Source organism: Exiguobacterium sp. s70 (assembly GCF_018618315.1).
Lineage (GTDB): Bacteria > Bacillota > Bacilli > Exiguobacteriales > Exiguobacteriaceae > Exiguobacterium > Exiguobacterium chiriqhucha.
The window spans coordinates 115694-127906 of record NZ_JACSLV010000001.1 but is presented as its reverse complement, the minus strand read 5'-3'; the positions used below and the strand labels follow the sequence as shown (position 1 = coordinate 127906).

General features: G+C 52.5%; 11 protein-coding genes. 10 read left to right on the top strand and 1 reads right to left on the bottom strand.

Features of this window, described 5'->3' with window-relative positions; all coding sequences use genetic code 11:
* The first annotated feature begins 11 nt into the window (after nucleotides 1-11).
* The 7 genes from ccpN (at nucleotide 12) to KNP84_RS00670 (ending at nucleotide 6931) form a co-directional block, all read left to right on the top strand.
* On the top strand, nucleotides 12-641 hold the full coding sequence (gene ccpN, locus KNP84_RS00700; protein ID WP_021065695.1) for a transcriptional regulator CcpN: 630 nt from the start codon (nucleotides 12-14) through the stop codon (nucleotides 639-641).
* Nucleotides 628-1476, top strand: coding sequence for a pyruvate, water dikinase regulatory protein (locus KNP84_RS00695; protein WP_051627707.1), 849 nt, complete (start codon nucleotides 628-630; stop codon nucleotides 1474-1476). The genes ccpN and KNP84_RS00695 overlap by 14 nt, the downstream gene beginning before the upstream one ends.
* Nucleotides 1477-1583: 107 nt before the next feature.
* Entirely contained in the window at nucleotides 1584-3404 is a 1821-nt protein-coding gene (gene dnaG / locus KNP84_RS00690) for a DNA primase (RefSeq protein ID WP_235045158.1), read from the top strand.
* Between the two features lie 35 nt (nucleotides 3405-3439).
* Nucleotides 3440-4534 carry an RNA polymerase sigma factor RpoD gene (gene rpoD, locus KNP84_RS00685; protein WP_021065698.1) on the top strand — a complete coding sequence of 365 codons (1095 nt, stop codon included), beginning with the start codon at nucleotides 3440-3442 and terminating at the stop codon, nucleotides 4532-4534.
* 132 nt (nucleotides 4535-4666) lie between these two features.
* Entirely contained in the window at nucleotides 4667-5005 is a 339-nt protein-coding gene (gene cccA, locus KNP84_RS00680) for a cytochrome c550 (protein WP_021065699.1), read from the top strand.
* 97 nt (nucleotides 5006-5102) lie between these two features.
* On the top strand, nucleotides 5103-5819 hold the full coding sequence (locus KNP84_RS00675) for a tRNA (adenine(22)-N(1))-methyltransferase (protein ID WP_021065700.1): 717 nt from the start codon (nucleotides 5103-5105) through the stop codon (nucleotides 5817-5819).
* Entirely contained in the window at nucleotides 5819-6931 is a 1113-nt protein-coding gene (locus KNP84_RS00670) for a Nif3-like dinuclear metal center hexameric protein (protein WP_021065701.1), read from the top strand. The genes KNP84_RS00675 and KNP84_RS00670 overlap by 1 nt, the downstream gene beginning before the upstream one ends.
* Nucleotides 6932-6973: 42 nt before the next feature.
* On the opposite strand, the gene KNP84_RS00665 is transcribed toward KNP84_RS00670, so the two are convergent.
* Nucleotides 6974-7927, bottom strand: a complete 954-nt coding sequence (locus KNP84_RS00665) for a 4-hydroxy-3-methylbut-2-enyl diphosphate reductase (RefSeq protein WP_029595228.1) — start codon at nucleotides 7925-7927, stop codon at nucleotides 6974-6976.
* 120 nt (nucleotides 7928-8047) lie between these two features.
* Here KNP84_RS00665 and KNP84_RS00660 point away from each other — a divergent pair, with 120 nt between their 5' ends.
* From KNP84_RS00660 to KNP84_RS00650, 3 genes are read left to right on the top strand one after another with little or no spacing between them, the layout of a single operon-like run.
* Complete coding sequence (locus KNP84_RS00660; RefSeq protein WP_215114043.1) at nucleotides 8048-9811, top strand: ATP-binding protein; 1764 nt, start codon at nucleotides 8048-8050, stop codon at nucleotides 9809-9811.
* Entirely contained in the window at nucleotides 9808-10746 is a 939-nt protein-coding gene (locus tag KNP84_RS00655; protein WP_021065704.1) for a sugar ABC transporter substrate-binding protein, read from the top strand. The genes KNP84_RS00660 and KNP84_RS00655 overlap by 4 nt, the downstream gene beginning before the upstream one ends.
* 52 nt (nucleotides 10747-10798) lie before the next feature.
* Complete coding sequence (locus tag KNP84_RS00650) at nucleotides 10799-12151, top strand: DEAD/DEAH box helicase (RefSeq protein WP_031199865.1); 1353 nt, start codon at nucleotides 10799-10801, stop codon at nucleotides 12149-12151.
* The last annotated feature ends 62 nt before the right edge of the window (nucleotides 12152-12213 follow it).

Genomic DNA, 12213 nt, shown 5'->3' with positions numbered 1-12213 from the left:
GGGGGTTGGCTATGCAGCTGAATGAACGCCAACAGAAGATCGTTGAAATCGTAAGGGTCAACGGACCGATCACGGGGGAGCAGATCGCCCAAGAGCTATCGCTCACCCGGGCCACGCTCCGACCGGACCTTGCCATTTTGACGATGACTGGAATACTAGAAGCCCGACCGCGTGTCGGCTACACGTTCGTCGGCAAACGAAACTCATCCCTGCTTCGGGAAAAGCTTGACTCGTTGACGGTCGGAGACTTCATGTCGTCGGCGAAAGTCGTCAGTAACGAGATGACGGTGTATGACGCTGTCGTGACGTTGTTCTTGGAAGACGTCGGCTCGCTGTTTGTCGTCGGGAAAGACAATGAGCTCGTCGGCGTCCTATCGCGTAAAGACTTACTCCGGGCTGCCATTGGTAATCAAGATCTCGATCAGTTGCCGGTCAACGTCATCATGACCCGGATGCCGAACATCACGGTATGCGAGAAGGGTGAGACGTTGATTCGGGCCGGAATGAAGTTGATCGAGAAGCAAATCGATGCCATGCCGGTCGTTGAAGAGAAGGATGGCAAGCTGATTGTGCTCGGTCGCATGACGAAGACGAACATGACGAAAGTATTAATCGCGCTCGCTAACGATGAGTCGTTCTGAGGAGGAATCTGGTTTGACACTGACACAAAAACAACTCGTATTTGTCGTGAGCGATTCAGTCGGCGAGACGTGTGAACTCGTCGTCCGGGCCGCGAGCATCCAATTCCATGAGAATGCGATTGAGACGCTCCGCATCCCGTTCGTCGAAGATGAACAGACGATTCACGACGTCGTGACACAAGCGCGTGCCCAAGGAGCGGTCATCGCCTTCACGTTGGTCAATGAAGAACACCGGTCGTTGCTCGTCCGTCTCGGACAAGAGTACGGTGTGAAGACGGTCGATTTGCTCGGGGATTTGCTCGATGTGCTCGCTGGTCAACTCGGTGAGAGTCCGCGCGAAAAACCAGGACTCATCTATCGTTTGGACGAAGATTATTTTCGGAAAATCGAAGCGATGGAGTTTGCGGTCAAGTACGATGACGGACGTGATCCGCGCGGGTTGAAAAAGGCGGACATCGTCCTCGTCGGCGTCTCACGGACATCGAAGACACCGCTCTCGCAGTATTTGGCCCTGAAGCGCTATAAGGTCGCGAACGTGCCGCTCGTGCCGGAGTCACGCCCGCCGGAAGAACTGTTTGAATTGCCGCCTGACAAGTGTGTCGGCTTGATTATCTCACCTGACAAATTGATTTCGATTCGGATGGAACGGTTGAAATCGCTCGGATTAAAACCCGAGGCCGATTACGCCCAACTCGAACGGATTAACCGGGAGCTCGAATACGCCCGTGGGATTTACGAGCGGATCGGTTGTGAGGTCATCGATGTGACGAACAAGGCCGTCGAAGAGACGGCTGGCATCATTTTGCGGATGCTCGATCAATCAAAAGAGGATTGAGCACTCGGATTAGTAATCGACTGGTGATAACGGTATAATAGAGTACTGACATGACATTGAAACGGAACGTGGTGAACGTTCCGTTTCGTTGCGAGTTTGGATAGGGAGTGGTCAAGTTGCCGCGGATACCGGATGAAGTCATTGCGGAAGTAAAACAAGCCACAGATATCGTTGATTTAATTAGTGAACGCGTTGAATTGAAGAAGCAAGGACATCGTCTCGTCGGGCTTTGCCCGTTCCACTCGGAGAACAGCCCATCGTTCTCCGTGTCCCCGGAGAAAGGGATGTATCACTGTTTCGGATGCGGCGCCGGCGGGAACGTGTTCACGTTCGTTATGGAGACGGAAGGACTATCGTTTCCAGAGACGATTGAACGCCTCGCCACGCGAGCGAATATCGCTATCGAAGGTGGCGTGTCGGGCGACGAGGAATTATCGCGTGACCAAGTCCTCCGTAAACAGATGCGCGATGCGCATCGGGTCGTGGCCGACTTGTATCACGAGGTGTTGATGAAGACCGAGGCGGGCGAAGTCGGATTGACGTATTTGCAGCAGCGCGGTTTAGAGGAGTCGACGATCGGTCAGTATAAGATCGGTTACGCGCCCGACCATCGCCGATTCACCGTGGATTCATTAGAACGAAGAGGTTTCGACCTCGAGGTCATGGTAGAAGCGGGATTGATTTCTAAGTCTAGATCCGGTGAATATTTCGACCGGTTCGAAGGCAGAGTCGTCTTTCCGATTGCGGATCGAGACGGCACCATCGTCGGATTTAGCGGACGGGCGATCGATGAGCGACAGCCAAAGTACGTCAATACGGCGGATACTCCGTTATTTAATAAGAGTGAACTCTTATTCGGGTTCTCACAGGCCCGCGCCACGATGCGCAAACAAAAACGTGTCTTGCTCGTCGAAGGAAACGTCGACGTCTTACAAGTCGCGCAAGCCGGGACGAAAGAAGTCGTCGCCTCGCTCGGGACAGCGTTCTCGTCCCAACATGCCCGCGCCTTGGCCCGCATGGTCGAAGAAGTCATCATCTGTTACGACGGCGATACGGCCGGACAGGAAGCGACGATGAAAGTCGTCCGCTTGCTCGAAGGCTATCCGCTCGACGTGCAAGTGTTGATGTTACCTGAGAAGACCGACCCGGACGACTACATTCGGACGAACGGGGCGGAACAGTGGCGTAAATTGGTCGAATCGGAACGGTTGTCCGTCCTCGATTTCATGAACCGCACGCTCCGGCGTGGGAAAAACATGAATCGAGAAGGAGAACGGATACGGTTTATTGAATCTATGCTTGTGGAAATTAGTAAAACGGATAACTCGATTCGCCGTGACCTGTACGTGAAGAAGCTGGCCAACGAATTTGAGATTCCGGTCGAGACGTTATTGTCGCGGATGCCGAAGACGTCTTCGAAAGAAGCCGTCCCACAGCCCGTCCGCGAACCGGAGCCGGTCCGCCGGCGTTCGTCTAAAGCAAACGAGCCACGCTACGTCAAAGCGGAGAAGTTATTGCTGCGGGCGATGTTGAGTGGTCCGGAACGGGTTCGTTTCGTCCGGGACCGCCTCGGTCTGTCCTACCAGGACGAGGTGCACCGGATGTTGGCGACGGCATTGTATGAAATCGTCTCCGAGGACATGACACACGAGGAGTTCGAACAGGTCGCCCCTCCGTTCATGGAACGATATTGTGACCAACGTCCGGACTATGCGAATCGTTATGCCGAGATTCGACTCATGGCCGCACCGGATGAACTGACCGAAGAGGTTTTAGATGAATACATTAAGGTCATAAACAGTTATGAGGAACAGCGTCAAATCGAGCGGGCGAAAAGGGAAATCGGACAAGATGCCGAAAGTATAGTAGACCAGGCATCCAAGTTACAAGAATTGATTACCCGGAGTCGTCGGCTTCGTGAACGATGAACGTGGAGGAAGTTTGGAAGGAGTTGAACTGCTAGATGGCAGAGAAGAAAAAAGAGGATTTATTTAACGCCATAGAGGAACTTGAGAAATTAGGGAAGAAAAAAGGCGTCGTATCGATGCAGGAGATTCAAGATCGCCTCAGCCATTTCGAGGTGGACTCAGACTTTATCGATAACTTCATCGAAGATTTAGAAGGTAAAGATATCCGCGTCACAGAAGATGCGGCCGATGCCGAAGAGACGCCATCGAAAAAAGAAGACGAAGAGGTCGATTTGAACGACCTATCTGTCCCACCGGGCATTAAAATCAATGACCCGGTCCGCATGTACTTGAAAGAAATCGGACGCGTCGATCTTCTTAGCGCGAAAGATGAGACTGAACTCGCGAAGCGGATTGAACAAGGCGATGAAGAGGCGAAGAAACGCCTTGCCGAAGCCAACCTCCGTCTCGTCGTCTCGATTGCGAAACGTTATGTCGGGCGCGGCATGCTCTTCCTCGACTTGATTCAAGAAGGAAACATGGGCCTCATTAAAGCCGTCGAGAAGTTCGACTATATGAAAGGGTTCAAGTTCTCGACATATGCGACGTGGTGGATTCGTCAAGCAATCACACGTGCCATTGCGGACCAAGCCCGGACAATCCGGATTCCGGTTCACATGGTCGAGACCATTAACAAATTGATTCGTGTTCAACGTCAATTGTTGCAAGACCTCGGACGCGAACCGTCGCCTGAAGAAATTGCCAAAGAGATGGAGCTCACACCTGAGAAGGTGCGTGAAATCTTGAAAATCGCTCAAGAACCGGTGTCACTTGAGACGCCGATTGGTGAAGAAGACGATTCACACCTCGGTGATTTCATTGAAGACCAAGATGCGATGGCTCCACAAGATGCCGCCGCGTATGAATTGCTCAAAGAACAACTCGAAGACGTGCTCGACACGCTCACGGACCGTGAAGAGAACGTACTCCGTCTCCGCTTCGGACTCGATGACGGCCGCACGCGTACGCTTGAAGAAGTCGGTAAAGTGTTCGGCGTCACCCGTGAGCGGATTCGTCAAATCGAGGCGAAGGCACTTCGGAAACTTCGTCACCCGAGCCGTTCGAAACGCTTGAAAGACTTCCTCGATTAATTGTGTTTTTGAATAAAATGTGAAGTTTTAGAAGAAAGGAAGGAAAATGAGTGATTTTCCTTCCTTCTTTATTATTTTTTGAGTAAAATAGTGATGGGTAGAAATTTGGAATGAACATGAGGGGGAAATGCAATGCGTAATCCATTGTTACCGTTTGCAGCGATTGCGATCGTCGCAATCATTGCCATGGTCTCATTATCGTATTTTGGCGTAAACCAAGCACAACAAGCTGCTGAAGGTCCGTCTGTCACTGAGATGAACCCAGAAGACTTGTATGCGGCTAAAGGCTGCACAGGTTGCCACGGTGGAAATCTCGAAGGAGGCGTCGGTCCTGCCTTGACTGGTGTCGGCGAACGTTTATCGGCTGAAGAGATCACGAACATCATCGTCAACGGTAAAGGTGCGATGCCAGCTGGCCTCGCCACTGCCGAAGAGGCGGACGTGCTCGCGACTTGGTTGCTCGAACAATAAGAGGGAAACGTACTCCTAACGGGGTACGTTTTTTATTGTCCTGGCTATCAATATTCGTTACCCTAATAGTGAAGAAGTAGAAAAAGGAGTTGTCCCTATGCAAGAACAAGTGACGTTAGACCGGCGGCTGAAGCAAGTCGTCGATTTCATCCCGAAAGGTAGCGTAGTGGCGGACATTGGATCTGACCACGCTTACGTGCCGTGCTACCTCGTCCAACAAGGCATCGTCAATCGAGCCATCGCCGGCGAAGTGAACCGCGGACCGATGGAGGCGGCAAAAGCGCAAGTCGCGTTGATTGGCGCGACTGAACAGATTGACGTCCGTCTCGGTGACGGACTCGCCGTCCTCGAAGCAGATGAGGCGACCTGTATCTCAATCTGTGGGATGGGAGGAAGTTTGATTCGGTCGATTTTAGAGAGTGGCCGTGACAAGTTAGGCGCGGTCGAACGCCTCGTCTTGCAACCGAACGTGGATGGACAACACGTCCGCGAATGGTTGCTCGACGCAGGTTTCGTGTTGATCGCCGAGTCCATCGTCGAAGAGAACGATAAAGTATATGAGATTCTCGTCGGAGAACGTGGTACGGAGACCCGCTATAGTTCGGATGAAACGGAACGGGCTTGGCAGCTCATGTTCGGACCTTACTTGCTCGAGACACGGCCTGAGGCGTTCAAGCTGAAATGGGGACGCGAAGCGGACAAACTCGATTATGTGCTCGGTCAAATGGCCGAGGGGGCACAGACCGAGGCGCTCATCCAGAAACAGGAGGAGTTCAAGACGTTACGTGACAAAATGAGAGAGGTGAGCAACTAATGGCGAACGGAAACCATGTCATCCAATTGTTTGACGAATTTGCCCCGAAACATCTTGCCGTCGAGGGCGATAAAATCGGTCTCCAAATCGGTACGTTGAATAAACCGGTACATCGGGTCATGGTGACGCTCGACGTGCTCGAATCGGTCGTCGATGAGGCCATCGAACGAGACGTCGACTTGATTATCGCCCATCATCCACCGATTTTCAGTGCTCTCGAACAAGTGAACGACCGCAGTGCGGCAGGGCGCATCGTCATGAAATGCATTCGGCATGACATCGCCGTCTATGTGGCCCACACGAACTTGGACGTCTGCGAGGGCGGGGTCAACGACTGGATGAGTGAGGCACTCGGGTTGGTCGATCCGACGGTGCTCATCCCGACGTATGAAGAACCGGTGTATAAACTGTCCGTGTTCGTCCCGACGACGCATCGACAAGCCGTGTCGGAGGCGCTCGGCCGGGCCGGAGCCGGTCGTCTCGGAGATTATGGGGACTGTCAGTTCACCGTCTCGGGAGAGGGTCAGTTCACACCACTCGAAGGGTCGGACCCCTATCTAGGCCAACACGGCAAGACGGAACATGTCGAGGAAGTGAAAATCGAGACGATTGTCACGGAGAGCCAAAAGAAACGAGTACTCAAGGCGATGACGGACGCGCATCCATATGAAGAGGTCGCCTATGATTTGATTCGGGACGACATCGAGGGGCGTGTGTTCGGTCTCGGGCGCATTGGTCGTCTATCGACCCCGCTCACACTCGCTGCGTTCGCAGAGCACGTCAAGGCGAGTTTTGGCGTCGCGGCGGTGCGTATCGTTGGCGATCCGAACCGGACAATCGAGAAAGTAGCCGTCCTCGGTGGTGATGGGAACAAATACGTGTCGGCCGCCCATTTCAAAGGCGCGGACGTGTATGTGACGGGTGACTTGTATTTCCATGTGGCGCACGACGCGATGGCTCTCGGTCTTTCGGTCGTCGACCCGGGTCATCATGTCGAGAGTGTCATGAAGCAGGGTGTCGTCGACGTCATGCGGCAAAAAGGAGAACGTGCGAAGCTCGATGTCGAATTCTTCGTGTCCGAAGCCGATACGAATCCGTTTCGTTTCTATTGATTATGCGAAAACCCCGTTCTCGTGAGAGGACGGGGTTTGATGTCACTTACGGAGCGCCTTCACTTTCGGGAGGATGCTACGGAGTTCAAGATAAGGGGTCTTGTCATGTGTGCTCAAATCGAGCGGGTCATATTGGCTCAAGAAGTCGATCACTTTCTTTGTGATCGGCGTCGGTGTCGACGCGCCTGACGTGACGGCGACCGTCTCGACACCATCGAGCCAAGCTAGGTCGAGCTCGCTCAAATCACCGATGCGATAGGCATTCGTGCCGGCAATCTCTTTAGAGACTTGGGCCAGGCGGTTCGAGTTATTCGATTTCGGGTCACCGACGACGATTAACAGTTCGCAATCGCCGGCTTGTTCGGCCACCGCTTCTTGACGGACTTGTGTCGCGTTACAGATCTCATTATGCACTTCGACGTGTGGATAACGCTCTTGAATCATTTCGATCAAGGCCGAGACGTCCCATTGACTCATCGTCGTCTGGTTCGTGACGAGGATTTTCGTCTCATAGAGATGGGCCGGCAACGCCTCGAAATCCCGTTCATATTGTACGAGATGAACTTTGCCCGGGGCGACGCCCATGGCACCTTCTGGTTCCGGGTGTCCGTGCTTCCCGATATAGATGACCTCATAGTCGAGGGCCGTCTTTTCACGAATCAAATCGTGCGTGACCAAGACGTCCGGGCACGAGGCATCGACAATCGTCAATCCTTTCTCGATGGCACGTTTACGTACGAGCGGCGAGATGCCGTGAGCAGTAAAGACGACCGTTCCGCGGTCGATGGTCTCGAGTGCTTTCATGCGATCCTCGCCGTCGACCGTCTTGACGCCGAGGTCCTCGAACGCTTGGGTGACATGTCGGTTATGGACGATCATGCCGAGTATATGGATAGGACGCGGTAAATCTGGGTTGGCCACCGCTTCGTTGGCGAGCTTCATGGCATCGACGACGCCGTAGCAGTATCCGCGTGGACTGATTTTTTTAACTTTCATTTTGTAAGGAACGCTCCTTTCGCGATGCTTTCATACGTATTAGTCTAACATTGTTTCGAAAATACGAAAAGAATTGCGTGTATTCATGCTATAATCTTAAGGTTAGAAAGGAGGGACACCGTGGAACGCTTGAGAACATTGCTTGAAGTTCGAAAATCGTACTTCTTTCAGATTACATTTATTATCTTCATTATACTAGGACTTGTCATCTCTTCACTAGCGTTCTCTGCCGATCGTGTGACGGTGTCCCGGGCGGAAGAGCTAGCGAAAGAACAATTTGATTATGCGATTGACGGAAGTATCGAGAACCTAGAGACGCGACTCGGTAAACTGTATGAAGACTTGGTCTATCTCGGCGCCTACGTCGGAAACGAGACGTATATCGAAGAACGGATTCGAACCGGCTATTTGAATCAGCGCACGAGCTTTACCTCGATTTTTTATTACGATTTACGGGACGATGCCTTTAAATGGTACTCGCAACGTCAAGTGCCGGCCACGACGCTGAAAGCCGATGCAAAGTTTAACGAAGTGCTCAACGGTGGAGGCAACGACTTATTCATGAGTGAACCGATTTCCATCTCCGGTGACGTCGGGACGTTTTTGTACGTACCGGTCCTTGAGGATAACCGGTTGGTCGGGATGTTCGGCGGCAGCATCAGCGTGCTCAACTCCGATTTATATCGACGCATGCTCGAATCGGCGAACGACGATATGATTCTTTACTTGTTGAACGAGCGGGGCGAGGTGTTATCGACGTCGTTCAATCTCGTCACGGACGCGGAACGTCGTCTGCCTCGCTCGATTATCGAGGCGACGGACGACTATGCGGTCCGGACGATTTTCAGCACTAAGGATGACGTCATCATGTATGAACCGGACGCCCGCGTCACCGGCTGGAGCGTCCTCGCCAAACATAGTACTGATTCTGTGTACGAGGCGGTCTATGCGACGCGCTGGCAATATTTAATGATTACGCTCGTCACGTTCTTTTTAAGTATCATGGTCGGTTTGCTCTTGTCGAAGACGTTGACGAGCCCGCTCCTCGAGCTCGTGCAAAACATCAAGAAGCAGCAGTCGCTCGAACCGATTCAACTAGAACGGACCGGCTCCAAAGAAGTCGAGACGTTGCTTGATACGTATAACGACTATTCCCGCCGCATGGAGACGGCACGACGGGAACAGCTTAGCCAGCAACAATTGTTGCTTCAGCAAGAGAAGCTCGCCTCGCTCGGACAGCTTGCGGCCGGAATCGCTCATGAGATCCGCAACCCGCTCACACCGGTCCAAATCACGTTACAGATGGTGAAAGAGGGGCATAGCAGCCAAGAAATGCTTGACCTCGCCCTCTCAGAGCTCGACCGGGCCAACCATTTGATTACGACGATGCTCACGCTCGCCAAGCCAGATCAGGCGAAACTGCAAGAAGAATGGCTCGATATGACAGAGTTTGCGAGTCGCCTTGAATTCTTGCTCGACGCCGAGTGTTATAAACGGGTCACGAATTGGGAGTTGAACTTCCCGAACGACATGCCGCCGTTTTACTGCTCGAGCGACATGCTCATTCAAATCATTTACAACTTGTTCAAAAATGCGGTCGAAGCCGTCGACTCGAAAGGGGCCGACGGGAATGTGACGGTCACCATTCAGTTCACGGAGCGGGATTATCGCTTCTTGATTGAGGATAACGGCATCGGCATGACCGAGGCTCAAGTCAAATCGGTCGGATCGGCGTTTTACACGACGAAAGAGAACGGCAACGGCTTAGGTCTCTACATGATCCGCGAATACTTGAAAGCCGTGAACGGTAACATGAACATAGAGAGCGTTGAAGGAGAAGGTACGGCCATGATGATTAAAATCCCAAGGCGGTCGCACCCATGACGAAAGGATTCAAACATTACTGGTTATGGCTACCTGTCGTCTGGGCGTTGACGATTTTACTGATCACCTCGATTCAATTGCCGGAACGTTCGAGTGAGAACAACGAAGTCGGTTTCGTCTTCGTCAGTGAAAAGCATGAACACGCCAATAAATTATTGGCCGCTTTCGTCAGGACGGCGAATCAAAAAGGGTTCATCCCTGTCCCGACGACGAGCGAGGACTCACGGGTGTTAGAGAAAGAGAAGTTGGACGCCTTGATTGACCGCGGGGTCGAAGCGATTTTTGTGACGACGCTCGACGAGGCGTTCATTCGTCCGTCGCTCGAACGTGCCGAGCGGGAAGGGATCCCGATCATCGCGATTGACCGCATGATTGACCATGAGAGCGTCTTGACGTCCGTCATGTCCGACAACGTCGAGATCGGTCGCATGGCGGCGAACCATATCGCCGCCCAACACGCGGGGCTCGACCGTCCGATTCGAGTCGTCGAAGTGCGCGGGACGGCCAAAGTCCGCTCGACGATTGACCGGAGTCTCGGATTGACGGAATATGATAAGGCGAACGACAACCTTCAAGTCGTCGCTTCCATCACCGGAAACTATGATACGTTCCAAGCGGAGATCGAGATGTCACGTTGGCTCGAGGCTGATATCCCGTTCGATGCCGTCTTCTCGCATAACGATGACAATACGTTCGGTGTCGTCCGCGCCCTTGAAAGTCATGGGCTTAGCGACAAAACGCTCGTGTCGGTTGACGGGGTGACAGAAATTTATCCGCTCATCCACAACGGCAAAGTGAATGCGACGGTCGTCCAATCTCCGAACGAGATGATCGAGGTCGGATTTAAAGCGCTCGAACTACATTTGAGCGGCAAAAAAATCGCACCACACTACTACACATCGAGCTATTTATATGAAGGGCTCGCAAAAGATTAATTGACAAATGATTAGATTCCGCTATGCTAGGAAAAGTGGAAAGAAACAGGAGGTGTATCGATTGAACAGCTTCCAACAGTTCAAATTGTTACCGTTTATCGTCGATGCCTTGACAGAAAAGCGCATCACAGTACCGACGGACATTCAGGCCCGGATTATTCCGGCTGCGATGAATGGCCGCGATATCATTGGGAAATCACAAACCGGGACGGGGAAGACGCTTGCGTTCCTCTTACCTATTTTAGAAGCAATCGATCCGAAAGAAGAATCGGTCCAAGCCATCGTCGTCGCACCGACGCGCGAACTCGCTTGGCAGATTCACGAAGAGTTGAAAACACTCCTCGTCAAACAGCCGGACTATATTAAGACAAGTCTGATTGTCGGAGGAACTGACCGGGAACGACAAATCGACAAGATGAAAAACCCACCACAACTGATCATCGGGACACCAGGTCGTTTGCTCGACTTGATGAAAGTCCAAGCGTTATTCCCGCACAAAGTCACGCACTTCGTCGTCGATGAAGCTGACCAAATGCTTGACATGGGCTTCTTGCCTGAAGTCGACCGCATCGCGCAGTCGTTGCCAGAGAAACTTCAAACGATGGTCTTCTCAGCGACAATCCCTGAGAAGTTACAGCCGTTCTTGAAGAAATACTTGCACGACCCACGCTACGCGGAAGCGAGTGAAGAGCACCGTGTCGTTCCGAAAATCAAGCATCACGTCATTCCGGTCCGTCACCGTGACCGTAAGGCGTTGACGGTCGAAATCGCAAAAACGATTAACCCGTTCGTCTGTCTCGTGTTCACAAACACGAAACAAGATGCAGATGAGTTGGAGACGTCGTTCCGCGAGGCGGGACTCAACGTCGGCACGCTTCATGGGGACATGCAAGCCCGTCGCCGGAAGCAAGCCATCAAAGACATTAACGACGCGAAATATCAGTTCGTGATTGCCACCGACTTGGCGGCGCGCGGCATCGATATTAAAGGTGTGTCGCACATCATCAACTTCGGGATTCCAAAAGACCTTGACTTCTATACGCACCGCGTCGGCCGGACGGGCCGCGCCGGTGAGACGGGTGAAGCGTACACGTTGTATGAAGATCACGAGAACGGTCCGATCAATCGACTCGAAGAGCGTGGTTTCACGTTCAAGCACGTCGATGTGAAGAACGGGTCACTTCAAGAGATTAAGACACGCAAACGCCGCACGACCGACCGGAAGATGAAAGTCTCGCAAACGGCGCACAGCCGGATGGCGGGCGAAATCAAGAAGGCGAAGAAAAAGGTCAAGCCTGGTTACAAGAAGAAGTTCAAGTATAAGTTGAAAGAGACGGCCTCACGTGAACATATGCAGAGCCAACGTCAGGAACGTCGCGAAGTTCGTAAGAAGAACCGTCGCTAAGCAAAAGAAGAATCGACTTCGTGGAGTCGATTCTTCTTTTTGTGTACACTAAAGACAGATGA